The organism is Paraburkholderia sp. SIMBA_030, assembly GCF_046535245.1.
Classification (GTDB): Bacteria; Pseudomonadota; Gammaproteobacteria; order Burkholderiales; family Burkholderiaceae; genus Paraburkholderia.
In genome coordinates this window covers 157,738-182,971 of record NZ_JAWRXB010000021.1, presented here as the reverse complement: position 1 = coordinate 182,971, position 25,234 = coordinate 157,738, and the positions used below count along the sequence as shown (strand labels likewise).

At 61.4% G+C, this 25,234-nt stretch carries 27 protein-coding genes and 4 pseudogenes; 14 read left to right on the top strand and 17 right to left on the bottom strand.

Annotation, left to right across the window (positions count from 1 at the left end):
* The coding region (locus SB772_RS31000) for a hypothetical protein (RefSeq protein ID WP_410836960.1) at positions 1-210 on the bottom strand (210 nt) is incomplete at its 3' end.
* On the opposite strand from SB772_RS31000, the gene SB772_RS30995 reads away from it, so the two are divergent.
* Positions 184-615, top strand: coding sequence for a PAS domain-containing protein (locus SB772_RS30995; RefSeq protein ID WP_410836959.1), 432 nt, complete (start codon positions 184-186; stop codon positions 613-615). The genes SB772_RS31000 and SB772_RS30995 overlap by 27 nt on opposite strands.
* 142 nt (positions 616-757) lie before the next feature.
* On the opposite strand, the gene SB772_RS30990 is transcribed toward SB772_RS30995, so the two are convergent.
* From SB772_RS30990 to SB772_RS30980, 3 genes and pseudogenes are all read right to left on the bottom strand, one after another.
* Positions 758-1,513 (bottom strand): hypothetical protein, encoded by a 756-nt coding sequence (locus SB772_RS30990; RefSeq protein ID WP_410836958.1) that lies wholly within the window; start codon positions 1,511-1,513, stop codon positions 758-760.
* 88 nt (positions 1,514-1,601) lie between these two features.
* On the bottom strand, positions 1,602-2,249 hold the full coding sequence (locus SB772_RS30985; protein ID WP_410836957.1) for an SDR family NAD(P)-dependent oxidoreductase: 648 nt from the start codon (positions 2,247-2,249) through the stop codon (positions 1,602-1,604).
* 24 nt (positions 2,250-2,273) lie between these two features.
* A pseudogene (locus tag SB772_RS30980) lies at positions 2,274-3,576 on the bottom strand (NAD(P)/FAD-dependent oxidoreductase).
* A 189-nt stretch (positions 3,577-3,765) separates the two neighbouring features.
* On the opposite strand from SB772_RS30980, the pseudogene SB772_RS30975 reads away from it, so the two are divergent.
* A pseudogene (locus SB772_RS30975) lies at positions 3,766-4,334 on the top strand (LysR family transcriptional regulator); the annotation flags it as partial.
* A 187-nt stretch (positions 4,335-4,521) separates the two neighbouring features.
* On the opposite strand, the gene SB772_RS30970 reads toward SB772_RS30975, so the two are convergent.
* The 4 genes from SB772_RS30970 to SB772_RS30955 form a co-directional block, all read right to left on the bottom strand.
* On the bottom strand, positions 4,522-4,839 hold the full coding sequence (locus tag SB772_RS30970) for a hypothetical protein (protein WP_410836956.1): 318 nt from the start codon (positions 4,837-4,839) through the stop codon (positions 4,522-4,524).
* A complete protein-coding gene (locus tag SB772_RS30965) occupies positions 4,836-5,189 on the bottom strand; it encodes a tyrosine-type recombinase/integrase (RefSeq protein WP_410836955.1) in 354 nt (117 codons plus the stop codon). The genes SB772_RS30970 and SB772_RS30965 overlap by 4 nt, the downstream gene beginning before the upstream one ends.
* A gap of 120 nt (positions 5,190-5,309) precedes the next feature.
* Positions 5,310-5,594 (bottom strand): DUF1488 family protein, encoded by a 285-nt coding sequence (locus tag SB772_RS30960; protein ID WP_410836954.1) that lies wholly within the window; start codon positions 5,592-5,594, stop codon positions 5,310-5,312.
* Between the two features lie 36 nt (positions 5,595-5,630).
* Positions 5,631-5,849, bottom strand: a complete 219-nt coding sequence (locus SB772_RS30955; RefSeq protein ID WP_410836953.1) for a hypothetical protein — start codon at positions 5,847-5,849, stop codon at positions 5,631-5,633.
* A 36-nt stretch (positions 5,850-5,885) separates the two neighbouring features.
* Between SB772_RS30955 and SB772_RS30950 the strand changes: the two genes are divergently transcribed.
* The gene (locus SB772_RS30950; RefSeq protein ID WP_410836952.1) at positions 5,886-6,086 is read left to right on the top strand and encodes a hypothetical protein; all 201 of its coding nucleotides are present in this window, start codon (positions 5,886-5,888) and stop codon (positions 6,084-6,086) included.
* A gap of 5 nt (positions 6,087-6,091) precedes the next feature.
* On the opposite strand, the gene SB772_RS30945 is transcribed toward SB772_RS30950, so the two are convergent.
* The gene (locus SB772_RS30945) at positions 6,092-6,316 is read right to left on the bottom strand and encodes a hypothetical protein (protein ID WP_410836951.1); all 225 of its coding nucleotides are present in this window, start codon (positions 6,314-6,316) and stop codon (positions 6,092-6,094) included.
* Positions 6,317-6,327: 11 nt separating this feature from the next.
* Between SB772_RS30945 and SB772_RS30940 the strand changes: the two genes are divergently transcribed.
* From SB772_RS30940 to SB772_RS30930, 3 genes and pseudogenes are all read left to right on the top strand, one after another.
* Complete coding sequence (locus SB772_RS30940) at positions 6,328-6,504, top strand: hypothetical protein (protein ID WP_410836950.1); 177 nt, start codon at positions 6,328-6,330, stop codon at positions 6,502-6,504.
* A gap of 226 nt (positions 6,505-6,730) precedes the next feature.
* Entirely contained in the window at positions 6,731-7,117 is a 387-nt protein-coding gene (locus SB772_RS30935) for a hypothetical protein (protein WP_410836949.1), read from the top strand.
* Between the two features lie 235 nt (positions 7,118-7,352).
* Positions 7,353-7,629, top strand: a pseudogene (locus SB772_RS30930) (HU family DNA-binding protein).
* A 303-nt stretch (positions 7,630-7,932) separates the two neighbouring features.
* Here the strand turns inward: SB772_RS30930 and SB772_RS30925 are convergent.
* The gene (locus SB772_RS30925) at positions 7,933-8,322 is read right to left on the bottom strand and encodes a type II toxin-antitoxin system VapC family toxin (protein WP_410836948.1); all 390 of its coding nucleotides are present in this window, start codon (positions 8,320-8,322) and stop codon (positions 7,933-7,935) included.
* Positions 8,319-8,570 carry a type II toxin-antitoxin system Phd/YefM family antitoxin gene (locus SB772_RS30920; RefSeq protein WP_410836947.1) on the bottom strand — a complete coding sequence of 84 codons (252 nt, stop codon included), beginning with the start codon at positions 8,568-8,570 and terminating at the stop codon, positions 8,319-8,321. Before SB772_RS30920 ends, SB772_RS30925 begins: the two co-directional genes overlap by 4 nt.
* 699 nt (positions 8,571-9,269) lie before the next feature.
* Between SB772_RS30920 and SB772_RS30915 the strand changes: the two genes are divergently transcribed.
* Positions 9,270-9,560 carry a hypothetical protein gene (locus SB772_RS30915; RefSeq protein ID WP_410836946.1) on the top strand — a complete coding sequence of 97 codons (291 nt, stop codon included), beginning with the start codon at positions 9,270-9,272 and terminating at the stop codon, positions 9,558-9,560.
* Between the two features lie 285 nt (positions 9,561-9,845).
* On the opposite strand, the gene SB772_RS30910 is transcribed toward SB772_RS30915, so the two are convergent.
* From SB772_RS30910 to SB772_RS30895, 4 genes are all read right to left on the bottom strand, one after another.
* Entirely contained in the window at positions 9,846-11,333 is a 1,488-nt protein-coding gene (locus SB772_RS30910) for a YncE family protein (protein WP_410836945.1), read from the bottom strand.
* On the bottom strand, positions 11,330-11,827 hold the full coding sequence (locus SB772_RS30905) for a DUF305 domain-containing protein (protein WP_410836944.1): 498 nt from the start codon (positions 11,825-11,827) through the stop codon (positions 11,330-11,332). Before SB772_RS30905 ends, SB772_RS30910 begins: the two co-directional genes overlap by 4 nt.
* Before the next feature lie 252 nt (positions 11,828-12,079).
* A complete protein-coding gene (locus tag SB772_RS30900) occupies positions 12,080-12,847 on the bottom strand; it encodes a hypothetical protein (protein ID WP_410836943.1) in 768 nt (255 codons plus the stop codon).
* 232 nt (positions 12,848-13,079) lie between these two features.
* Positions 13,080-13,991 carry a LysR family transcriptional regulator gene (locus SB772_RS30895; RefSeq protein ID WP_410836942.1) on the bottom strand — a complete coding sequence of 304 codons (912 nt, stop codon included), beginning with the start codon at positions 13,989-13,991 and terminating at the stop codon, positions 13,080-13,082.
* A gap of 130 nt (positions 13,992-14,121) precedes the next feature.
* Here SB772_RS30895 and mdlC point away from each other — a divergent pair, with 130 nt between their 5' ends.
* The 4 genes from mdlC to SB772_RS30875 all read left to right on the top strand — a co-directional run bounded on the left by mdlC (position 14,122) and on the right by SB772_RS30875 (position 20,235).
* Positions 14,122-15,753, top strand: coding sequence for a benzoylformate decarboxylase (gene mdlC / locus SB772_RS30890; RefSeq protein WP_410836941.1), 1,632 nt, complete (start codon positions 14,122-14,124; stop codon positions 15,751-15,753).
* 48 nt (positions 15,754-15,801) lie between these two features.
* Positions 15,802-17,253, top strand: coding sequence for an aldehyde dehydrogenase (locus tag SB772_RS30885; protein ID WP_410836940.1), 1,452 nt, complete (start codon positions 15,802-15,804; stop codon positions 17,251-17,253).
* Positions 17,254-17,452: 199 nt separating this feature from the next.
* Complete coding sequence (locus SB772_RS30880; RefSeq protein WP_410836939.1) at positions 17,453-18,880, top strand: MFS transporter; 1,428 nt, start codon at positions 17,453-17,455, stop codon at positions 18,878-18,880.
* Between the two features lie 209 nt (positions 18,881-19,089).
* On the top strand, positions 19,090-20,235 hold the full coding sequence (locus SB772_RS30875) for a porin (RefSeq protein ID WP_410836938.1): 1,146 nt from the start codon (positions 19,090-19,092) through the stop codon (positions 20,233-20,235).
* 14 nt (positions 20,236-20,249) lie between these two features.
* Here the strand turns inward: SB772_RS30875 and SB772_RS30870 are convergent.
* Positions 20,250-20,471 (bottom strand): annotated as a pseudogene (locus tag SB772_RS30870) (aldehyde dehydrogenase family protein); the annotation flags it as partial.
* A 180-nt stretch (positions 20,472-20,651) separates the two neighbouring features.
* Positions 20,652-20,909 carry a transposase gene (locus SB772_RS30865; protein WP_410836971.1) on the bottom strand — a complete coding sequence of 86 codons (258 nt, stop codon included), beginning with the start codon at positions 20,907-20,909 and terminating at the stop codon, positions 20,652-20,654.
* Between the two features lie 289 nt (positions 20,910-21,198).
* Here SB772_RS30865 and SB772_RS30860 point away from each other — a divergent pair, with 289 nt between their 5' ends.
* The 3 genes from SB772_RS30860 to SB772_RS30850 all read left to right on the top strand — a co-directional run bounded on the left by SB772_RS30860 (position 21,199) and on the right by SB772_RS30850 (position 25,217).
* Positions 21,199-22,689 carry a DUF4331 domain-containing protein gene (locus SB772_RS30860; protein WP_410836937.1) on the top strand — a complete coding sequence of 497 codons (1,491 nt, stop codon included), beginning with the start codon at positions 21,199-21,201 and terminating at the stop codon, positions 22,687-22,689.
* Between the two features lie 267 nt (positions 22,690-22,956).
* Positions 22,957-24,087 carry a hypothetical protein gene (locus SB772_RS30855; RefSeq protein WP_410836936.1) on the top strand — a complete coding sequence of 377 codons (1,131 nt, stop codon included), beginning with the start codon at positions 22,957-22,959 and terminating at the stop codon, positions 24,085-24,087.
* A gap of 53 nt (positions 24,088-24,140) precedes the next feature.
* On the top strand, positions 24,141-25,217 hold the full coding sequence (locus SB772_RS30850) for a HupE/UreJ family protein (RefSeq protein ID WP_410836935.1): 1,077 nt from the start codon (positions 24,141-24,143) through the stop codon (positions 25,215-25,217).
* Positions 25,218-25,234 lie beyond the last annotated feature (17 nt).

The window sequence follows — 25,234 nt, the reverse complement described above, 5'->3', positions numbered from 1 at the left end:
ACGGACGAAGTGCTGGCGAGTCTTGGCTATAGCCAGCAGGAAATCTTCAACCTGCGCGAAGTCAAAGCGGTTTGACGATGTCACGCCGCGGGCCCGTTTGTATGCTCGGGCTTGCGGATACGGCGCCGCTAGCGGCGCCGTATCCGGTTTAAGGATCTGCGTTTTTACATTCGAGGGAACGCCATGCAGGCTGCCATCGATTTCCAGCAACTCGTCAACGCAATCGGCGACGCGATCATCATTTCCGATGCCAGCGGCAGCATCACATTGTGGAATCCCGCGGCCGAACGCATGTTCGGCTTTACGCAAAGCGAGGCGCTGGGAAAGTCGCTGGACCTGATCATTCCGGAACGATTGCGCGGCCGCCATTGGGACGGGTATCACAAGACCATGGCAACGGGAGAAACCCGTTATGGCAACGACGTGCTGCGTGTCCCCGCCGTGGATAAAGCGGGGCGGGCACTGTCGATTGCCTTTACGGTTGCGTTGCTGCATTCGCCGCAGAACGAACTCACCGGCATCGTTGCCGTAGTCCGCGACGAAACCAGCCGGTTCCAGGAAGATCGCTTGCTGCGCAAGCGTCTCGCGGAACTGGAGGCGTCCGCAGGCGCGTGAGCGGCCACACAGGGGATTTATGTGGGTGGTCGCTCCTCGCCGATCCCGGAAGTTCTTCATCGATCTGCGCCTGTCCAAACCAGGCCTTGCGCCGCCCCCGCCGCGCACCGCGCGCCTCAAGTTCTCCAACTGCTCCCTGAGTTCACATCATGCCGCCCGTGCCGCTGCCTGTGCCGCCAGTGCCGGATGAAGGTGTGGACGTCGTTGTGAACGGATGAGCGAGACCCGCCGCTGACAGCAGCGAGACGGCGGCCGGATCGGGCATGCCATCGGTGTCGATCGCGCCTGCTGTCGCAAGCGCACCGAGATCGCTGTCGACGCCCGCTTGCCCGACCGTAAACGGCGTCGCCAGAAACGCCGGTGCCGTTAGTGTGACCGCATAGCGCTGCTGCAGATTCGTGACTACTGCCGATTGCGCGGCCAGCACATCGGTCTGGCTTTCCAGCACCTGCTGGAACCGTGAGTTGCTCGGGAGGCCCGCAATCAGACTGGCCTCGTTCGTGCCAAGTTGCGAAGCGAGGTAGACGAGCATCAGTTCGGTCTCGGGCGTCGTATTGAAGGTGCCACCGGCAAATGCCAGCGAATGCAGCGTGGTGCCGCCGGAGGTCACGGTGAGGATGCAGGGAAGCGTGGCGTTGAATGTGGTGCTGTAATGTCCGCCGCCGTCTGACAAAGTGGAGCCCGAGCCCTGTGCACAACTGAAGCCGACTGTCGCGCCGGCGAGTGCTTTGCCGGTGGCGGCCGTGCCGGATATTGCGACGTTTTGCAACCCGTTTCCGCCGCCGCAGCTGTCGAAGCCGACGCAGTAGCTGCCGCTGCACGCGACAAGCGTTGCGAGCGAAGCCACGCACAGTGCAGCCAGCACCGGGCGAACGAAACGCGCATCGTAAGTGTTCATGGCCGCCAGCCGTTGATGGAAGGGGACAAGGCGACGGATCCCACGCAAAGGGGCCGGCGCTGTTTTTAATTTTAGGCCGCCCCCAATATTACAGGGCGTCGGGGTGATCCCGGTTAACGAGACTTCGGTATTCGCTTAATCCGGCCTCACCCAACGGCTTGATCATAACCGGCTCGAGATCCGCCAGGTCGGTGGCCATTTCCGTGTTGACGAATCCGGGACATATCGCCGTCGCACGCAAGCCATCGTCCCAGCCAGCACGCCGTACGGCATGAGTCAGTGCTACCGCGGCATACTTCGACATCTGATAGCCCGCGTTGAGGTTCTTCACGCGCTTGCCGGATAGCGACGCAATCTGCACGACACGAGCACCGTCCGCGCGGCGCAAATGCCGCAACGCAGCCTGAATCAGCCGGAACGGCGCTTTCACATTGATGTCGAGAGTCTCTTCGAGCAGTTCGTCGGTGCCGTCTTCCAGGCCGATGTATTTGCAGATGCCCGCATTGCTGACCAGCACGTCGATACGGTCGAAGTGTTCGACCGTCGCCTCGACCCAGCGGCGGCCCGCGTTTGTGTCGCGCGCTTCGTATGGAAACGCGAACGCGTCGAAGCGACCGTTGAGCGTCGACGGATCGCGCACGCCCAGCGACAGCACATAGCCGCGTCGCGACAGCTCGGTCGCGATTGCCAGCCCGATGCCGCGACTCGCGCCGGAAATCATTGCTACCTTTTGCATGGACATCTCCGTGGAAGCATTGCCTTAGAAGCCCGCGTCGATAACGATTTTCGTACCGTCGCTGAAACGGTTGAGGCGAAACGCGTGCGGATCGGCGAGCGGCGTGTCGTTCGTCACCAGATCCGCCACCAGCCTTCCGGCCGCCGGGCCGATGCCGAACCCGTGCCCCGAAAAGCCGGTGCCGATAAAGAGACCCGGCACCGTATCGACACCGGAAATCACTGGAATCGCGTCCGGCGTCACATCCATGTAGCCCGCCCAGCGCTGCGCGATTCGCGCGTGCGCCAGATGCGGGAAGACCTTGGTGAACTCGCGCAAGCCGGCGTCGGTGTATCTGGTGATCGGTTCGGGATCGAGCGTGCGGATCTCTTCGAACGCTGTGTGACGGTCGAGCGCCCAACGACGTGGACGGCGCAATTCATCGAAGAAGCGAGCGCCGATGCCAATGCGCAAAGAGCCCAACTGGCTCTTCAGCGCTTCGACATATTTGAAGAACAGGCGAAATGAATCGGGCGTGAGATCGCTATAGGTGCGGAAGCCAAAAGCGATCGTATAGCCGCCGTCGGCGCGCTTGCGAAACGCGAATTTCTCGTTGCTCGCGCTACAGGCCGGGCCGCCGTCGAGTGGCTCGGTGCGAAGCACCGAGGCTTTTACCAGCAGTTGCGGTACATCGACATCCAGGTTGCCGCAGAACAACCGCGACCATGCGCCGCCTGCGACGACGACGCTGTTGCAGCGGATCGTGTCGTGCTCGGTGACGACCGCGCTGACGCGCCCTGCGCTCGTTTCGATGCCACGTGCGGCGCATGGTGTCAGAATCTTGACACCGCGTTTGCGCAACGCATTCGCAATCGCGGGTGCGGCTTTTTGCGGTTCGGCGCGGCCGTCGCCAGGTGTGTAGAGTCCGCCTTTGAACGCTTTCGTTGCGCCGGGCAGCCGTTCGGCAACGGCACTCCCGTCGACCACGCGCGTGTCGAACGCGTCACCCGCTACGTTGCGCGCCTTGTCGAGCCATACGTGATGACTGTCCATCACGGTGTCCTCGTCGGTCATGTAGAGGATGCCGCATTGATTGAAGCCCGTGTCGATACCCAGCGTCGCATCCATTTTCCGCCACAGCTTCAGGCTTTCGATACTCAACGCGAACTCGCGCATGTCGCGATGCGTGACGCGAACCCAATCCCAATTGCGACTCGATTGCTCGCCCGCAATATGGCCTTTCTCACATAGCGCGACCTGCAATCCTTTCTCGCTCAGATAAAAGGGCCGAGCTCACGCCGATAATGCCGCCGCCGATCACGACGACATCGGTGCGGCGTCCCACCAGTACGGGGTCACGCGAAAATCGTCATGAAACAGCAAGGCCTCGGAACGCATCGTGTATCGCCAGTGACAGGATTCTGGCCAGTCTAGGTTTGGGTCGTCCATCCGGTCAAATACGATCAAAAACGGCTGCCATTCAATTTTGATATGGCAAGCTGAGGGCCGAATCAACGAAAACAGGTGAAGCGAGCAGATGAATCAACGACAAATCGAGGCGTTCAGGCTGGTCATGTTGCGCGGCTCGATGACCGCCGCCGCCGAGGAACTCGGCACGTCGCAGCCGAGCATCAGCCGGTTGCGGCTCGTCGCGGCGCCGGTGCTGGCATTGTCGTTCGTGCCGATGGTGATCGAGCGTTTTCTTGCCGCGTATCCACGCATCGCGATATCGCTGGAAATGCGCAGCGAAGGCACGATCCAGCGGTGGGCTTCGTCGGCCTATTGCGATATCGGATTCGCCACGACGACGCCGATGCGTTCGGTGTGACGAGCGCCGAGTTATACCGGCTGCCCGGTGTATGTGCGCTGCCGGCCGGGCATCCGCTGGTAGCGCGCAAACGTATCCACGCACGGGACCTACGCGGTGAAAACCTGATCCTGCCGTCGTATGCGGACGACACGCGTTCGTTGCTGGATCGCGTGTTGCGTCAGGCGGAAGTCAATCAGGTGCCGACAATTGAAACACCATACGGTGCGACGATTTGCGCGATGGTGTCGCGCGGTTTGGGAGTCGGCATCGTGAATCCGCTTGCGACTTTCGATGCCAGGTCCCGATAGTGGATAGGCGAAGCGACAATCCGCACTGGGCCGTCGCCAGTCCGAAACGATAGGTAAATCTCTGCCCAAAGCCGACAGAGCGAACTGTCCGGGCAAGTGCAAACGCGCAAACAACACGGAGCCTGTCGCTTTTAGCTTTGAGATACTTCGACCTCTTGCGCGGTCCGTCAGCACCTCATGGACAACGGGATAGAGGCAAGCGTAATTGGAATCGAGGAGGGTTGGCAGGCAGCCCGTCGGGAAAATTGTCGACGATCGTGCGCAGCCTCTTCAGCCGCCGCGCCCAGGTCCGCGGGTCATTGCTGTCGTGACGGTTGCTTCGGGCCCAGGCGGCCATGAGTTCCACCGTCAAGGCGCCGCGATGGCCGGTAGCGTGGACATGGCGCGCGAAGCTGCGCAGGACGTAGCCATCATCGCGGGTGGAGAACCCCAGCCGGCAACGCTCGATCAGAAACTGTTCGACGCGTGCTTGCACAGAAGTCGGCGCGCTCATGCAGCACTCCCCGGCCACGGCAGCGCGACCTCGATCAGCTTGCGGCTGTCGAGCTTGGCGTAGATCAGGGTCGTGTTCAGCGAGCGATGACGCAGGACGTCGGCTACTTCCTTCAGCGAGGAGCCGCCGGCTAGCAAGCGGTTGGCCATCGTGTGGCGCAGCAGATGCGAGCGCGTATAGGGAAGGCCGGCGCGCGCAAAGGCTTGGCGGATCGTCTTGCGGACAAGATCGGCACCGGCGGGCTGGTCGCGGGGCGCGACATGGCGGACGAAGACGGCTCGATTGGAAGTCTTGGGACGCTCATGCTCGAGATAGGCCGCCCTGAGCGCGTCGGCTTTCGGAAATCTCATCTGATCGCTTCGGGTCGACACGGGTCATGGCTTCGACCTATGGGACAGTGCGAACTTCAACCGCGGGCACGGGCGGCACGTGAACCTGTGGGTATGGGTCATTGATTTCCGGAGAGATCGCTAATGACCAGCCTTTTTGAAATCAGCCATCGTCAAAAGAATGGGGTTCGTGTCGCTGGATCCGACCTTTGTTTCGGCGATCTCCAAAATCTCGAACCGCGCATCCTCAAACGCTGCGAGCAAATCTTCCCGGTCATCGCTCGGAGCATCACAGTATTCCTGAAGCGCTTCTGCACTTACCTCGAAGACTTGATGGCGATCGTCGAAAATTACCCGAAAGGCGACTGTTGCACGCTTCGTCACTCCCGGTCTGAAGCCTTCGTCGATGTACGTAGCCTTGGCCATCCCCGTTCTCATTGCCGAAAAATCGTAGCGCGCTGCCTAAGCGCCGTGTTCGTCGCACCACCGGATCGCCCAGCGCCGTGCCGCCTCGAACGCGTCCGCGTCGGAAGGATAGTCCCCGAGGTCACCCGAGTACTTCACCTCGACGGCCTCGCCTCCCGCCGCGGTGCGCCGGTAAATCTTTGCGCGACCATAGTATCGACCACCTTCATCAAGCGGCGCCGCGTCGATGTGGAACTCCTTGTAGTCGAATTGCATGACGGCCTCCGAAAGAGTGCCCTATTCATCGTCGCGTTGAACAAACTGCAAGTTCCCATTCGCGTCTCGGCCGAGGCTCACGAGCTTGTTTCTGTAGTCACAGGCCGGACAGAGGAAAAAGAATCCCTGGTCATCGACTTCCGGCGCGACCTGATCGAAGTCGAACCGGGCATCGCAGTTTCGGCAGGTCCACATGCCGGCCTCCGTCCGTATCCTGAAGGAATCCTGCCACCATGATACGACTACATCGCATCGATGCGGCGCTCCGCGTCGAGACGAGCCTCTTCGATCGCTTGCTCCGGAGTTGCTGCAGGTGCCTCCGGGTTTTTCCAGTAGACGGGCGGCATGGTCAACGTGTATGCCCAGTTCCACCTTCCATCCTTTTGTTGGGTCACGTAAACGCTGTAGTTGACTTCCTTGTACGAGAAATTGTGGCCGGCCATGAAGGTCTCTCTCGGGGTATTCAAGAAATCCTAGCATGAGCGACACCAAATCCCTCGGTGACGCGCTGCCGGACGAAATCAAGCGCGTGACTGAAATCCTCGGCCATTACGGCGAAATCGGCCCGGTAGCTACCTTCGGCGTGGTGATGACCTGTACTGAGCTCAATTCTGCGACGCGCGCGATCGCGAGTGGCGACTCTCGCGCTACATAGCTTCCCAGGGCCGCGACCGTCCCCGGCGTTCCGGAAGAAACGCTGCTGCGCCATAACACAGGTGGCAGCGCCCTGATGACCGGAAGATCGACTACGGACAATCGCGGACAGAGGTTCGCTATAATTTCTCGCTTCCCCAGCCATAACGTCAAAAATGTCCTCCAGGCAAAGCAAGTCTCGCGGTGGCCAAGTCCGCAAGCCTCTGACGAAAACGCTTCTGTTGCCGATGGACCGGTCCTCTGCCAGCAAACGTTCGCTATCGTGTCATCTTGCACTGGCTGCCTGTCGTGATGGCCACGGCAATAGCCACCTGATCAACGAGCTCATGCATGCGGTGTACCTCAGCTGGTACCTGCAGCGCGCCGGTTATGGAAATCTGCCACCAGAGCAGTTCAAGATCGCCGAATATGCCGTTGAAGACACGCTGGCGCACGCGCATGAGACCGGTAAATGGCGAATTGCGTCTGATGTCGTCAGCGATTTCGAAACGCTGCTTTCGCTCTATGACGCCCAGCTCGCAAGCGCGCGACTGCATGAGGTCCTGGAAGCCGAGCGACAGCTGAGGTGTTTTCTGACGGGGAAGAGCGACTCTCCGATTTCGATGTCGCCTTAGTCGAGGCTCTGCTGAGTGGCGTTCCGTGCTGAAATATAGATAGGAATCCTATATGTTTCATAATTATATTTGTCACTGGACAACCTGTCGAGACCGGTCCTAAATGTCCGGTTTTCAACTGAACTTGCTCACCCATATCGCACGTTTGACCTGAAAGATGACAGCCCGGGCGGGTCTTGTCGAAAAAATCCGAAGGGGTAGGGTGGCGCCATCACAACCACAAAGAGGAATGGCAATGAACAAGCAGGAACTGGTGGATGCAGTCGCTGCGGCAACGGGGAACAGCAAGGCCGTCACTGGCGAGACGATTGACGCTGTGATCGCGGCGATCACTGGCGCGGTGACGATGGGCGGTACCGTGGAACTGATCGGCTTCGGCTCGTTTTCTGCTGGCGCGCGCCGCGCGGGTCGGTCGCAATCCGGCGACCGGCGCCGAAATCCAGATGCCTGCCGCAAAGACGGTGAAGTTCACCGCGGGCAAGGCATTCAAGGATGCGGTGAATGGCGCCTGACAGCGGGCGACAGTCGTCGGCCGCAGACATGCCGGCGGCTCCGTTTGCAGAACCGCCCCAGCCCGCGATTGACGATCGCAGCCAGATCTATGGTTCAAGCGGGCGGTCTGGACCAGCCCCGACCGCCCTGGTGAGTTGAGGAAATGACGTGATCTGCCGTGGTCCCTGCCACCGGCCGGATCTATTTAGATATCCGTATGGACAGAAAATGATCCCAGATTCGCCTGGAAGCGTTGTGCCCACCAATGGGTGCGCTGCTGCATTACCGGACGCGCATCGTGCGCGTCGTCGCTGAAGCGTGTGCTAAACGTACCGTACCGGGGCGAAGTCGTACCGCTTTATCTGATCGTCGTGGGTCAACAACACGATTCCTTCTGCCATCGCTTGACCGACGAGAAGCCGGTCGAACGGATCTTTGTGAAGCTGTGGAAGCGCTGCTACTTCGAATGCGTGCTGCGCTTCGATGGACAGTTCTTCATAACCAGCATCCAGCAGGTTCCTGCGAAGGACGCGTGCATCGACGTGAAAGTCGTCACGTCCTAGCGCGCTCTTGATGACAATTTCCCAAATGCTCGCGACGCTGAAGTACAGGGTGTTGTCAGTGTCTTCGATGGCCGTGCGCGCTTCGCTGGGTAGGGAAGGATCATCAGCTGCGGCCCAGATCAACAGATGTGTGTCGAGTAACAACTTCACTTCGCTTTGCCCTCAAACATTTCGCTGATCTCGTCTGCTCCCATTGTGTCGAAGTCCGCTGGTACCTTGATCTGGCCTTTCATGAAGCCGATGCGCCGTGGTGGTTTCTCTGCTTCCACATCGATGCGCACTACCTTGACCAGCGGCTTGCCGGCCTTCGCGATCACGAACGGCTCGCCACCGCTCACCGTTTCCTCGATCAGCCGGGACAGATTGGTCTTGGCATCGTGCATGTTGTAGATCTGCATAGCAGCCTCACAAAACTTAGTTTATTGAACTTAGTTTATTGAACTTAGTTTATTGAACTTAGTTTAATCCGACTCTCGTGTGATTGCAAACATCTATCAAATGAAGGCGGATTAACAGCCCGCTTGTCTGTAGTCCGCCACGTGAACACGTTGGGGGGCGACCAGCGCGTTGCCTCGCCCGCGACGCGCGACGCGGGCGAACCACGATAGCGCGGCGCATTCATGGCGACCGACGGATGTTGTCGCGGGCAGAATCGGGTGATATATGAGGTGCTCGACGACACGATTTACATTCACGTCGTCACCGATACGCGCCGCGATCTACCCACGCTTCTACAGAAACGGCTATTGCGTTCTCGCTGGTGAATCCAGTCGTACTGGTGTACTGGTGTTTTCGCGCTGCAGTGCCGGGCACACGCTTACTCCTGAAAAAGCTCACCCTCACGGGGAAGGTCGATTCTAGAAACGCAACTAACGGCCTATGCCGGCTGCCTGCACCACAAAACATAACACCGCCGGCAGCACCGGCAGCACCGGCAGCACCGGCAGCACCGGCGCTCGGGCCAATCACGCGCACGCCCCACGGCGATTGCCGTGCCCGGACACCGGGCGGGGCTGCAACGTTACACCGTGGACGTTCGCGCTGCTTTTAGCTTCGGGTGGATTGGGCGCGGCGCAGTACCCATGGAACCGCCGCGAATGATACCGTCGAGGGGCGTCATGGAAGTGCCGGATCGCGCGCCCGCCGTCTCGCCGGACGGACGCGCCGTGGTGTTCATGCGGTTGATCCGCGGACGCGGGATCGACGGCGCGGTGGCGCGTGATGCACCCGAGGCACATTGCTGGCTACCGCGTGGCGCCGACGCGGCGCGCACACTCAGGACAGTTGAAAATGGTCGCGACCGCATCGTCGCGGTCGCGCAAGGAAAATTGCCTGCGCGGCCAGCCGGGCCGCGGTGGCGCATTGCCCACGACTTCGTGACCTCGTGACCGGGCGTTGGCTGGTGACGACTGCCGCGTCCCGGATGCGCATCTGGTAAAACCACAAAAAAGCACGACCGTTTAAATCTTGACAAAAAAATTATGTTATATCAAATAGCGCTGCGCCAAGGATGGCGAGTTGTACGCGTCGTTGATTTGCATAACTTTGTTCCCGCTTCCTGCAGAGATTTGATTCCAGCATCTAGACATGAAACAAGCGCCGGGTGATACCAAAAGTTCAACCTCCCCTCACCGAACTCCGCCTGGGCCGGTGACGCACGCATCGAGATTGACCTACGACGCGAGCAGCGCCTGCACCTGTACCGGGGCTCCCGGCTTGCCTGAAACTTGCGGCGCAATCACGAGGTAGCGGTGCCTGTCGCCAGCAGTGCCCACGCCGGGCGTGACCAACTGGCGGATCTGGCCGAGCGCATTCACGATCGCGGAGCCGGCTGGATTGGTCATGAAGTTCGCCAGCGCTTCTATGTTACCGGTGCCGTCAGAGTTGTCTGCGAGGCCCAGCACATACGCTTGCTTTGGCTGCAGGCCAGTGACGGCCGCCTGAAGGACCTGCACGAGACCCTGGTCGAACAATGCGACGCTCGTGGGTGCGCTAGCGAGGTCCATCGACTTGCCCGAGCCCACGGGAACCAGGACCAGGTGCGTACTCTGCCCGGCGAGACCGAGCGGCTGCGTATTTTGCGTGCCGTCTCCTTCCGGGACCGCATTCGGTACATAGGTGACAGCCTGCGGCGCCTGGCCGATGGGCATGGTCGCGATTACCCTGTTCGTCAGCGTATCGATAGCGGTCATCGCGTCGGCATTTTCAAGGCCGACGTAGATACGGTTGCCGTCACCGGACGGCCATAGCCCATGCGGCAGGTCGCCGACGGAAATCGTCGAAACCTGCGAGAAGTCGTCGGTTCGGAACACCTTGACCTGGTTCAGGCCTCCGACGGTCACATAGGCGAACGTACCGTTAGCGTTATGCACGATGTTCACATGGTTCGTAATCGGGCCCGTGTCGAGTGTCCTGATCAGCCCGAATGGCGGCCGCGCGTCGAACACCTGGGTCTTGCCCACATCCTTGAGCGTAAACCATATCTGCTTGCCATCCGGGGTCGCAGCGATGTCCGGGCAGAAGGGGCTTGCCTGCTTCACCGTGCCGACAATCTTGTGGTCGGCAACCGAGATGACCTCCGTTTCAGGGTTGAACGATGAACACACGTAGCCATACTTCCCGTCTGGCGAGAAGATCTGCATGCCCGGGCCGGCTGGCACGGTGATCCGGGATTTTTCTTCAAACGTTGTACCGTCAAGCACGGCCACATAGTTTTCGCCGCGCACAGTCACCCAAACCTCCTTGCCGTCGGGCGTAAAGAAGGCTTCGTGAGGCGAGCGGCCAACGTATGTGACGTGCTTGACTGCATTCGTCCGCGTATCGATGAAGGAGACCGAGTTCGAGCCGATGGACACCACAGCAATTGTGCGGTGATCGGGCGAATACCCCATGCCGTGCACGAGCAACTGGCCTTTGTACAACGGGCTGAAGTTGCCTGGCGACGGGTCTCCCAGACGAATCACCCCGACCACCCTGTTGTCCGCCGGATCGATAACGGAGACGGTGTTCGAGAATTGCTCGGCGGCATAGACGCGGTCATGGTGGCTGACCGGAATATCTGGGTCGGACGACGAACCAGGGGCCTGCCCAGCCCATGCGAACTGGGCTGCAGCCAGTGCTGCCACGGTCAGCGCCGAAGTAAGGAGGGACGTGTGTTTCATTGCGGCTCCTTTTGCGTGTGGCTCCGCATGTTCATCTGCATGCCGTGGTGGGACATCGCGTGTGCGTCGCCCGCGGATGAGGAAGCAGGCTCCTGCGGGTCTGGTGCGGGTGTCGACAGCGGCAGGGGCTGACCGAGCGCGAGGTGCATCGCAACAATCTCCTGTTGTTGCTCGACGACAATTTCCTGCGCGATGCGACGCAATTGCTCGTTGCGTCCATAGCGCAATTCGGCCTGTGCCATGTCAATGGCCCCCTGGTGGTGAGGTACCATCATCGCGACGAAATCCCGGTCAACATCGCCCGTCGGCCTGATCGACATGTCGGCCATCATCTTCGTCATCGCGGCGTCATTCTCTTGAAGAAACGGCGCCTCGTCTGGGCTTGCGGCCTGCGGTCCAGGGGCGAACGACGGGAGTATTCCAACTCCTGAGATGGCAAGCGCGACGGTTGCCCTCAGTACCACCGGGACAGACAGACGGATCGAGACTGGCATAAGGGCTTCCCTCCTTTAAAATCTTCGCAAAAAGGAGGCGTCCACATAAAAATCATATCAGTCCATTGGACGGGTACCGCCTCTTGCGATTGGCATACCTGCTTCGTCCTTGCATGCCGCGATCGGCAGCAGGCAACCCTGATCCTCCGTAGTCAGGCATTCCGAAAGCGGCCAGTCGGCAATGTCCGCCTCTGTACGCGGCGAACAGGTGCGTTGGCCCAACAATTCGGGAACCTATTTGACATGTTTTAATCAGTTGCGTCTTAGTTCTGCGTTGTAGGCAAGCGCGCCATTGGCGACGATAAACAGGAAGTCATTGTTTCGGCCATCGCCGTCATCGACAAGGGTAGCCAGACCCGTTAGCGACTGGCTACCCACCTGCAGCGTCATGCGATAAACATCAACGGTCGGATCTATGAGGGACAACCTGCCTGCAAAGATTTGTCCCGTCACATCGCGGAAAGAAGTATTTCCGTTCGCACCGACGCTCAACACGGTAGATTTCTGTTTCACTGAATACGAACCCACAGTGCGCGGCAGCGTACCCTGCTCGTTAAGGTAGTCGGGAAAGAAATCAAGGAACGAGATCGTGCCGCTATCGTCCGCCGTGACGTAGTTGGCGAATACGGTACCGGTACGATCATCGAACACACCGGAGATCTGGAAAGGTTGAATGGTGCCCACACTGGTGACGGGTGGCACGGTGACGTTAACGCCGTCGCAGTTCGTCTGCGTATAACTCGTGCCGGCGCCAGAGAAGAACGGACCGTTCGCAGCAATGCTCGCGGAGATCTGGGCGCAGTCGTCAGTAATCAGGTTGAACTCGCCGCCTGCCGTTACGATGACGAACATGCCCGTGTCGCGGCCCGTCACATGCGAGTGAAAGTTGCCGCTCCAGATTCCCTCCATAATGCCGGCCACGCCCAAGGGCCTAACGAAATGGTCCTCGTGGTCACCTCCACATGCGGCCACACTGCCGAGCAGTGCCATCGACATTAGCCAAACCCAAAACTTCTTCATAGGTCCGCCTTTGTTTATGCGCGTCGCATTTACACTTAATTCATACGCCAGCGGCGTAGCGATGTAAAGGATGCACGATCCTCGACCACTGTACGCACCCAGCCCCACGGCAGTCGAAGGACATGAACGAGATGCAAGATGAAAATCGGGCGCGCTCCGGCTGCGTAGGGTACCTCCGAGGAAACCTCTCGATTGAGCATGATCAAGCGGCCAGTTAGCCGCGCGCCGGCGTTTACCGCTGGAGCGCCGTTAGCTGCCGCAACTGCTCCAGCAGCTTAACTGCCGGCCCCGGCAAAATACCATGGCGTCGCCGGAACGCGGTCAACTTGCGCCGCGCCACGAGCCCCGGAATCGGCAGGGTATCGAACACACCTGCCGCGCTTTCGGTGTCGTACATCGGTGTGGCCATCCAGCTTAGAAAGCCGGCGCGCGTGACGAGACTTTTCAGCACGGTAATCGAGCGGGTCTCGACCGCGATGTCCGGCATTCCTAGTCCATGCTCGGCGAACACGTGCTGCATATGCTCGAAAGGACCCGTGCCCCGAGGCGGCACGCACCACTGCTGATCGAGCGTGTCCGCGAGGCATAGATTCGCTTTGCGCCTGAGCGGATGATCGAGCGCCGCGACCACATAGCTCGTGTCTTCCCACCAGCAATCGGCGATTGCGGTGATTTCCTCGGTGTCGGGCACGGCCATGCTGAGCGCGAGGTCGATTTCGTGCTTCGTCAAACTATCGGCGAGCCGGTCCCACACGCCTTCGATTATTTCCACACGAAGATTTGGCCAGCGGCCAAGCACGCCGCTAACGGCGAGCGGAAGCACCAGGGTCGCAATGCTGGCCACCGCGCCGACCCGGATCGTTCCCTTCGCGAGTCCGCGCATCGCCTCTATCTCTTCCCGCGCGCTGTCGGCCTCCCGTTGCAGCAGCGTCGCATGGGGCAGCAGCGCCTCGCCGATTGCGGTCAGCTGCATTCCCTTTGAATGACGTTCGAACAGCGGGGCCCCCAGCTGTTCTTCCAGTTTCTTGATGGTGCGGCTCAGCGCCGGCTGCGTGACATGGAGGATTTCCGCAGCGCGGCCCAGGCTGCCGCTGGCGACGATCGTCGTGAACGCGTGAAGCTGCTGGAAACTGAAAGTCGTCATCGGCTGCAAGAAGTCCGGGCGGGGTCATGCGCGAAAGTAATGCCTTTTCTTATAAAAGGCAATTTTCAATCAATGACGGGCTTTCCATAATGGGCGATCAATAAATGGCGCCCATCCACAGGAGGCAGGCATGGCCAGCAACGCGCCCCGTTCAGACGTAGCGGGTACTTCTCGACACGCATGGTTCACCGTGCGCGACGCCGTGATCGATTTCATGCGCAGCGTCGGCATGACTTCGGTATTCGCCAATCCGGGCTCGACGGAATTGCCGCTGTTCCGCGATTTCCCGGAAGATTTCCGCTATGTGCTGGGCTTGCAGGAAGCGGTCGTGGTCGGCATGGCCGACGGTTATGCGCAGGCCACGCGCAACGCGGCGTTCGTCAATCTGCATTCGGCGGCGGGCGTCGGCAACGCGATGGGCAACATCTTCACCGCGTTCCGCAACCGCACGCCGCTCGTCATCACGGCCGGCCAGCAGGCCCGCTCGATTCTGCCGTTCGACCCGTTCCTCGCGTCCACGCAAGCCACCGAATTGCCGAAGCCCTACATCAAATGGAGCATCGAACCGGCGCGCGCCGAAGACGTGCCGCTTGCAATCGCGCGCGCTTATCACGTAGCGATGCAGGAGCCGCGCGGACCGGTGCTGGTGTCGATTCCCGTCGACGATTGGGAGCGCGCCGCCGAACCGGTTCCAGCCCGCGTGGTGAGCACCGAAACGCGACCGGAGCCATTCGTGCTGGAGCAGATCGGCGCGGCGCTCGACGCTTGCGAGCGGCCGGCGTTCGTGGTGGGCGGCGCGGTCGACCGCGCCGGCGGCTGGGACGAAGTGGTGCGTCTCTCCGAGCGCCACAACGCGTGCGTGTTCGTCGCGCCGATGACGGGCCGCAGCGCGTTTCCCGAGGATCATCGGCTGTTCGCGGGTTTCTTGCCGGCCATGCGCGATAAGATCGTCGACCTGCTGGGCGGGCATGACCTGATCTTCGTGATCGGCGCGCCGGCGTTCACCTATCACGTCGAGGGGTACGGTCCGCATCTGCCTGACGGCGCGGCGCTGTACCAGTTGATCGATGATCCGGCGACCGCTGCGTGGGCGCCGACCGGCACCGCCGCGGTCGGCAATATCCGGTTGGGCGTGGCCGATCTGCTGATGCGCCCGGCACCGAAGGTGCGTCCGTTGCCCGCGCCGCGCGCGGCGCGGGCGCGCGCGGAACCGTCGGCGTTGATGTCGGTGGCGTTCGCGCTGCAGACGCTTGCCGAAGTGCGCGATGCGCGCGACATCGTGGTCGAGGAAGCGCCGAGTTCGCGGCCCGTGATGCAGAACTATCTGCCGTTCACGCAGAGCGGCACCTTTTACACGATGGACAGCGGCGGCCTAGGCTACGGCATGCCGGCTGCTGTCGGCGTGGCGTTGGCGAGGCCTGGCACACGCGTGATCGGCCTGATCGGTGACGGCTCCAGCATGTATTCGATCCAAACAATCTACAGCGCCGTACAGATGAAGCTGCCGATTATATTCGTGATCCTGAACAATTCGCGCTACGCCGCGTTGCAGGATTTTGCGCCGGAATTCGGCTTCGGTCCGACCGATCTGGTGCAAGGCACCGATCTGCCCGGACTCGACTTCGTGACGCTGGCCGCAGGCATGGGTTGCGCCGGCACGCGCGTAACGGACGCTGACCGCCTGCATGACGTGCTGCGCGATGCGTTGGCGTCGGTGTTGGCGTCGTCATCGCCGATGCTGGTCGAAGTCGTCGTGGCCTGAGTCCGGGCCGCGTCGCACAGATAAAACTTACCGCAGGAGACAAACACGATGCAGACGATTTCGATGCTGATCAACGGCGCGGCGGTGCAAGCGGGCAACGGCGCGACCTTCGAGCGCCGCAATCCGCTCGATGGCGAAGTGGCGACGCGCGCGCCCGCGGCGACCGTCGCCGATGCGGTGGCCGCCGCCGATGCCGCCGCGGCTGCTTTCCCCGCATGGTCCGCGATGGGGCCTGGCGAGCGCCGCGCACTGCTGATGAAGGCCGCGCAGGCATTAGAAGCGCGCGGCGAAGCGTTCGCCACGGTGATGGCCGAGGAGACGGGCGCATCCGCAATGTGGGCGGGCTTCAACGTGCATCTCGCGGCGGGCGGACTGATGGAAGCGGCGGCGCTCACCACGCAGATCGGCGGTGAACTGATTCCCTCCGACGTGCCGGGCAGCCTCGCGATGGGCGTGCGTCAACCGGCCGGCGTCGTGCTCGGCATCGCGCCGTGGAATGCGCCGGTGATCCTCGCGGTGCGCGCGATTGCGTTGCCGCTCGCGTGCGGCAATACGGTCGTGCTGAAGGGCTCCGAAGTGTGCCCGGGCACGCACGGCCTGATTGTCGAAGTGCTGCAGGAAGCGGGCTTGCCCAAGGGCGTCGTGAACTTCGTCACGAATGCGCCGGCCGACGCGGGCGCGGTAGTCGAAGCGCTGATCGCGCATCCGAAAGTCCGGCGTGTCAATTTCACCGGCTCGACGCATGTCGGCAAGATCATCGCCGCGACCTGCGCACGCTATCTGAAGCCCTCGGTGCTGGAGCTAGGCGGCAAAGCACCGTTGATCGTGCTCGACGACGCCGATCTCGATGCCGCCGTCAACGCGGCCGCCTTCGGCGCGTTCGCCAACTCGGGGCAGATTTGCATGTCGACGGAGCGGATCATCGTCGACGAAAAGATCGCCGCGCCGTTCGTCGCCAGGCTCGCGCAGAAGGCACGCGATTTGCCGCTCGGCGACCCGCGCAAGGGGCCGGTCGTGCTCGGTTCGGTCGTCGACATGAGCACGGTTGCGCGCTGCAATGCGCTGATCGACGACGCGTTGGCCAAAGGTGCGACGCTCGTCTGCGGCGGCCGCGCAGACAGCACGCTGATGCCCGCTACGCTGCTCGATCACGTCACGCCCGACATGCGCCTCTACGCCGATGAATCGTTCGGTCCGGTGAAAGGCATCGTGCGAGTAAGCGGTGAAGACGAAGCCGTGGCCTGTGCCAACGACAACGAATATGGGCTGTCGGCCGCGGTATTCAGCCGCGATGTGGCGCGCGCGATGAACGTCGCGCGGCGCATCGAATCGGGCATCTGCCATATCAATGGACCCACCGTTCACGACGAAGCGCAAATGCCGTTCGGCGGCGTGAAAGGCAGCGGATTCGGACGCTTCGGCGGACAGGCAGGGATCGCCGAGTTCACGGATTTGCGCTGGATCACGATGCAAACCACGCCGCGCCGTTACCCGTTCTGAAGGGCCTGGCAAGTCTGCTGCGGTTGCGGAACGAACCATCGCAGCGAATCCGCGGGCATGTCCAGGACATGCGTGCATGTCATGGCTTTTGCGCGAAACGGCAATGTCGCAAGCCGGTTACGCGCTCACATACTGATTGAAAAACGTGACGACAAAAAAGCTCGGGTTGTAGATCGCGCACCCTACAGGAGACAGCTTCATGAGCAATTATGTACCGCCGGCAGGATCGGCCAGTGACGCAACCAGCGCGAGCGGCGCCGCCGACGCGCCGCTCGCGGGCCGTCAGACAGCAGCTGAACAAGGACGTCACACGGTCGACATCGGCCGCACGCTCGACGAAGGTCCTTACACCACGATGCAGAAGCTCGTGGTCTTTCTCGCGGCATTGTCGATCGTGCTGGATGGCTTCGACAGCCAGTTGATCGGCTTTGCGATCCCGGTCCTGATCAAGGAATGGGACGTGACGCGCGCGGCTTTCGCGCCGGTGGTGGCGGCCGGATTGATCGGCATGGGCATCGGCAGCGCGTGTGCGGGGCTGCTGGCCGATCGCTTCGGCCGCCGCTGGGCCGTGATCGGCAGTGTGCTGCTGTTCGGCGCTGCAACGTGCGGTATCTGCTTCGCACCGGACATTGCGGCCATTGCCGTGTTGCGCTTCATCGCAGGACTCGGCATCGGCGGCGCGTTGCCGAGCTCGACGACCATGACAGCGGAGTTCACGCCGGCTCGCCGCCGGACCCTCGCGGTGACCGCGACGATCGTCTGCGTGCCGCTCGGCGGCATGGTGGCGGGTCTGTTCGCGCATGTGATTCTGCCGGTGTACGGCTGGCGTGGACTGTTCCTGGTCGGCGGCGTTCTGCCGTTGGCGCTCGGCGTCCTGCTGCTGTTCACGTTGCCCGAGTCGCCGCGTTTTCTCGCCCGCCATGCGCAGCGCTGGCCGGAACTCAAACGCCTGCTTGGCCGTATGTCGCGGCCCGTGGCAAGCGGCTGCGTGTTTACCGACATGCGCGAGCAGGCCGCCGAAAAGCACACGGGTTTCACCGCGCTATTCCGCGAGGGCCTGGCGCTCGACACCGTGGCGATCTGGTGCGCGTTCTGCCTGTGCCTGCTGGCGGTATACAGCGCCTTTAGCTGGCTGCCGACCATGCTGTCCACGCAAGGCCTGTCGGTATCGGTCGCGGGTTCTGGGCTCACCGCGTACAACCTCGGCGGCGTGGTGGGAGCTCTGTTGTGCGCGGTGGTGATTGCTCGCGCCGGCTCGCGCTGGCCGTTGATTCTCTGCAGCGCGGGCGGTGCGTTAAGCGCATTGCTGCTGCTCGGCGTGAATATCTCCAACCACACCGGCTTGCTGATCTTCGGTTTCGGCATACACGGCCTGTTCGTCAACGCCGTTCAATCGACGATGTTCGCGCTCTGTGCTCACGTCTATCCGACTCGCGTGCGAGCAACCGGCACCGCATCGGCGCTCGCGTTCGGCCGGCTCGGCGCAATTGCCAGCGCATTCGCGGGCGCGGTGGTGATTACCGCCGGCGGTGCTTCGTCATACCTGTGGATGCTCGGTATCGCGATGGCGATCGTGATGGTCGCGTTGATGGCGGTCAAGCGCCATATTCCGAAGCCGGGCATCTGACGCACGCAATGCCAAAAGTGACGGCGATCCAGGCGCAACGCGCGGATCGCCGTATCCGAAGCGGTCAATCTTTCAGTGTGGCGAACCGCCCGCCGCCCGCATAACGGCCGGTGTCGTCGCGCATGTAATTGGTATGGCTACATAAAGACGCTTCCTATGAACCGCGTCTGGATCGTTGCACCCTCACACAAACTACTAATCAAGGAGACATGGAGACAATGAAATACAAACTGGCTTTCGGAAGCATGTTGCTCGGCATCAGCGCTTCTTCATTCGCACAGAGCAGCGTGACCTTGTATGGGATCATCGATACCGGCATCGAACTGGTCACGCACGCGAACGCGGCGGGCGATAGCGTCGTGCGCATGCCGGGCGTCACCGGCGAATTGCCGTCGCGCTGGGGGATTCGCGGCAAGGAAGGACTGGGCGGTGGACTGTCTACGGTTTTCGTGCTCGAAAGCGGTTTCAACACGAAGACCGGCACCCTCAATCAGGGCGGCCGGCTGTTTGGGCGGCAGGCCTACGTAGGGCTCGAGAGTCCATACGGCACATTGACCTTCGGCCGGCAATACACGATGACGTACACGGCAATACTCGATTCCGATCTGCTCGGCCCGGATATTTACGGCGGCACGGGCTCATTCGATCAGTACATGCCGAGTGCGCGCAGCGACAACACGATTGCGTATAAAGGCTCGTTCTCGGGCGTGACGTTCGGCGCGACCTATTCGTTCGGGCGGGACTCCGCTGGTACCGGCAACTCGCCGGGGCAGGGTACCTGCGTGGGGTCGATCCCGGGTAGCTCGCAGAGTTGCCGCGAATGGTCGGCGATGTTGCGCTATGACATGAACGGTTACGGCGTGGCCGGTGCTTACGACGAACAACGCGGCGGCCCGGGCGCGAGCGCGAATTTTTTTGACGGCACGACGCCTTTCGCGCTGACCCAATCGGGAGACAAGGACGTGCGGATGCAGTTGAACGGGTATGGTCACATCGGTCCGGTGAAGCTCGGCGCCGGATGGCTCGGACGTCACGTCGAAACGGTGTCGCCGGGGTTGCCGGACGTGCGCTCGAATTTGTACTACGTGACGGCAGCTTATAGCGTGACGCCTGCATTCGTCGTGGACGGAGGCGTGTACCGCATCGTCAATCGCGCGGACGACACGCGGGGCACGATTGCCGCATTGCGCACGACGTATTTGCTGTCGAAGCGTTCAGCCGTTTATCTGCAAGGCGCGTATCTGTTCAATAGCCCGCACGCCGCGTACACGGTGAGCCAGGGCGGTGGCGGCACCACACCGGCGCCGGGCGTCGGACAACTCGGCGTCATGGCGGGTATCCGCCATTCGTTCTGATGCAAGTGTGGCGTGCCGCCGAACGGCTCGACTTCGTTCGAGATGAGGTCGGTGTTGATGCCGACCATGCCATATTCAAGCGCTTCGGCGACACGCCACACGCGGCCTATGTCGCGGCTATAGAAGTACGACGCCGGGCCGAACTCGGTGTCGTTGGCGAGGCGCATCACTTCTTCATCCGATGAGAAGCGGAACAGCGGCGCGAGAGCCCCGAAGGTTTCGTCGCACGCCACTTTTCGGACGTGCGATTGAGCACGGCCGCGCCGATGGGGCGCCCTCCTCGCGTTGAGTCGCCAGGCCACCGGCCCGCAATCGTGCACTGACCAGTGCCTTGTATCGGCCCAGGGTGGCTTCACCCAACGCGCGTCGTCCGTAGCCCGTGGCGTTCCGCCAAGCCAGCCGCCCCTGAGCGTCGATCATGGTCCGATGGCCGTCTCCGCTGTAAGTGCGCTGCATCGGCCGCAACGCTGGGCACTGCCGTCGAGCGTTAGTCCCATCACGCTGATCACGGATACCATCAGGCCTTCGGCCTGACGCAGCGGCATCCTGAATGCCGTGCGTAACATCAGACTGGTGGCGATGGTCAGGTCCGGGTAGCGCGCCCTTCCGTCCGGTATCGTCCGGTGCAGCGCGTGGCATTGTTCCCGCGCCTCTGGTGTGGTCCAGTGCGGCAGGCTGCCTCGTGGCTTCAGTCCGCCTTTATAGGCCCGCCCCGAAACACCATCTTCGGAATGTGGTGCAGGCCTGCGGAGTCCTGTTTGCCAGGCATCGAACTCCGGCAGGAGCTGGCAAGCCGGACGTTTGCGTCACAACCCTTGCCGACATGCACATGCCACGCGACACCATCCCGCTACTTGCCTGCGGGAAATCCATATCGCAGCGACGAATCTTGCCTATAGTGAGACAGTGTCCTCCTTCCTGTGACGAACCGCCGTTTCGGCGTCGTATCTTTGAGGAGTTGCCATGCTTACTTCAAGACTTAATCTTCGGCCTGTTTACTTCGCGTCGAAGCAGGTACTCGCCGCCGGAATTCTATTGTGCGCCGCCGCGAGCGTTGCTTACGCGTCGAGCCATCGCGAGGCGCCGCTGATTACGACGATGCCGAAGGTGGATGGCACCGACTTCTACATGTTCAACAGCTATGAGCCGAACCGAAGCGGCTATGTGACGCTGATCGCGAACTACTCGCCTTTGGAAGACGCCTACGGCGGCCCGAATTACTTCGCACTCGACCCCAATGCGCTGTACGAAATTCACATCGACAATGTCGGCGACGCCAGAGCGCATCTGACGTTCCAGTTTCGTTTCAAGAATACAGTGGGCAACGTTGCACTGAACGTCGGCGGCAAGCAGGTGGCGATTCCGCTCGTTCAGGCGGGCCCGGTGTCAGCGGGAGATTCATCGAAGCTGAACGTTAACGAAACGTATACGCTCAAGGTATTGCGTGGCGCCTATCACGAAGATTCTGAGGAAGTGGTCACGGGCCCGGGCGGCATCACGACGTTCACCAAACCAACGGACTTTATAGGGACCAAGACGTTTGGCAGCGTAAGTGGTTATGCCAGCTACGCGCGGCAATATGTGTACACGATCAACATTCCCGGGTGCGGGGCTCCTGGGCGCGTTTTTGTGGGCCAGAGAAAGGAGTCGTTTGCGGTGGCGCTCGGCAAGACGTTCGACTTGCTCAACCTTAATCCTCTGGGTCCCCGAAACGGTAACCCGAACGATCTGGCCGACAAGAACATCACCTCGATCGCGCTCGAGGTTCCGACCCAATGTCTGGTTGGCGGGCGCGGCAAGTCGGTTATCGGTGGCTGGACGACGTCAAGCATTCGCAAGGACAGGCTGAGCGATAACGACGCCGCAGGAATATCAGAGAGGGGCTGGATGCAAGTTTCCCGGCTCGGGATGCCACTGGTCAACGAACTCGTGATCGGCTTGAAGGACAAGGACAAATTCAACAATTCGAAGCCCGCGAACGATGGACGGTTTGCGGACTATGTGACGAATCCCACGCTTCCTGCGTTGATCGAGAGCCTTTTCCCCGGGGCCAAAGCGCCTACAAACTTCCCGCGCCTCGATCTGGTTTTTACATTCCTCACAGGATTTCAGGGACTCAATCAGCTAAGCACGGTCACACCATCCGAAATGTTGCGTCTGAATACCTCTATTCCACCCACCCCCAAGGGCAGTCAGAAGAATCTGGGGGTCCTCGCCGGCGACAACGCGGGCTTTCCAAACGGACGGCGGCCAGGGGACGATGTCGTCACGGCATCACTCAGAGTGGTGATAGGGGTTCTGTGTACATTCAACAAGCCTGGAATCTTCGGCTGCTCGCCGTCCGACGCTCCAGCCGGAGCGGCTCCGCTGACAGACGGCGCTGCCATCGACGACAGCGTATTTGACAATTCCTTTCCTTATCTGACCACGCCCATCCCTGGTGCGATGAATTGACAGCCGGGCAAGGGCAGCCTGAATGAGTCGCAGCAAACCATGATGCGGCGCGGGGTTCACCCCGCCGCCGCATGACAGACCGAGGCGGCCATGGCGCTAGAAAGATCGACCGCCCTCAAGGAGCGACGGGCCTATCATTCGAACCGGACGCGTGTCGTTAAAAGGGAAACGAATGTGCGCCGCATCCTGTGCGTATCATGCCTCTTCACTGGACTGGCAGGTGCGTTGGTGAACGCGGCTCCCGTGCGGCCGCAACAGGATTCACAGGTGCTGGAAACGCTTCCGCCCCGAGCGCACGACGCACTTAACTCGGCCATTGCGAGCATGCACGCAGCCCTGGCTGCGGGCGGTCACAACTTCGACCTGGCGGCTGAACTCGCGAAGCGCCACCTGGAGCGTTTTCGGCGCGATCAGGACCCGCGCGACCTGGGTCAGGCCGAAGCCGCAATCGAACCGTGGCTCCGGCAGCCAAACCCACCGCCGCGCGCATTGGTGTTGCGTGCGAGCGTTCGGCAAAGCAATCATTTCTTTGCGAGCGCGCTCGACGATCTCGATCGCGCAATTCACGCCCAGCCGGACAACGTGGACGCATGGCTGATCCGTGCGAATATCCTGCAAGTGCAAGGCCGCTACCTGGAGGCCCGGCAGAGTTGCGGTCGGCTCATCCTGACGAATACCGCCGTCGCGGGGATATGCCTCGCCAATGTGGCCGCGGTCAGCGGCAGGCCCGAGCAGGCTTATCTCCTTTTGCAACAGCTTGCCGCGCAGATACCGCCGACCGATTCGCTCTACACCTGGCTGATGGTGAGTCAAGCTGAAACGGCGGTCTGGATGGACAAGCCGGAAGCCGCCGAACAGTTCTTCCGCAAGGCGCTGGTCGCCAGTCCGCGCGACGCATACCTTAAAGCAGCCTGGGCTGACTTCCTGCTCGACCGAAACCGGCCCAGGGAGGTCCTCGCCCTGCTCGCGGCCGACGTGCGCAACGACAACCTGCTCCTTCGCCTGGCACTGGCAGAGAAACAGGCAGGGCTGAATGCTGATCTGGCGCCTCATGTCGAAGATTTGCGAAGCCGGTTTGCGGCATCCGCCGAGCGGGGTGATCGCGTGCATCTGCGTGAGGAAGCCATTTTCAACCTGAAACTCCTTAACGACCCGGAGAAAGCGCTCAGCCTGGCCGAGGCTGACTGGCAGGTGCAAAAAGAGGTCGCGGATTGCCGGATCCTGATGGAGGCGGCGATCGCCGCCCGGCAGCCTGCCCGCGCCGCTCCCGCAATGACGTGGCTGAAGACCGCGCGATTGCGCCATCCGGTCTTGACGTCACTCGAGGCGCGGCTGGCAAGCCTTGTCTTTGGGGCCGGGTTCGCGATGCTGGCGACGCGCGGCGAGCCGTCTGCATGAAACCGCGAGCGTCCGGGTGGGTTGCTCTCTTCATGTTGTGCTGGGCTGCCGCGGTGCAGGCGCACAAGCCGAGCGACAGTTACCTGACGCTTACAGTCAGCGACAAAACGATTGCGGGCCGATGGGATATCGCACTTCGGGACCTGGACAATCCGCTTATCCTCGATGCGGACGGGAACGGCGTGCTGACGTGGGGCGAGGTCCGCGTCCGCGAAGCGGACATCAAGTCGTATGCCTTCACGCGGATCAAGCTTACCGGTGACGGGCGAACGTGCGCGATTCATCCTGGCGACATGCTGATCGACCACCACAGCGACGGCACGTACGCGGTGCTCGAATTCGACGTGGCCTGTCCAACTCGACCGACCCTGCTCGGCATCGACTACCGCTTGTTTGCCGACGTCGACACGCTACACAAGGGCCTCGTGCACGTCGTGAGCAACGGCGCGACAACGACGGCTATTCTTGGGCTCAGTCATCCGACCGAGATCCTGGACATACGCGGGAAGGGAGTCGGGCGCGCCTTCATCGATTTCATTGGGGAGGGCATGTGGCACATCTGGCGCGGCTTCGACCACGCCTTGTTTCTCCTGTCACTGATGTTGCCGGCAGCTTGCGTGTTGCACGGGAAAAAGTGGTTTCCTGCCGACTCCCCGGGTGCCGTGTCGATCGATGTATTGAAGCTCGTCACCGCGTTCACGGCGGCACACGCAATCACGTTGTCTCTTGCCACGCTGCACGTTGTGGCGCTGCCGTCGCGCTGGGTGGAAATCGCAATCGCCGTGACGATCCTGCTTTCCGCTCTCAACAATATTGTTCCGCTGGTGCGCAGGCGCCGTTGGCTGGTCGCGTTTTCTTTTGGCTTGATCCACGGCTTCGGCTTCGCAAGCGTGCTCACCGATATGGCCCTCCCGAGATCCCTTCTTGCGGCTGCCCTTGCCGGGTTCAATATCGGTGTCGAATTGGGACAGATCTCACTGGTCCTGCTGCTATTGCCCATCCTTTACATCTATCGGTCAAGTCGTTGGTTTCGCCTGACTACCCTGTACGGCGGATCGGCAGCCATCTCGGTTTTCGCGACCCTGTGGATTTATGAACGAACGACCGGGCTGACAGTGCTTGCACTTTAGATGCCCTTGACGGCCAT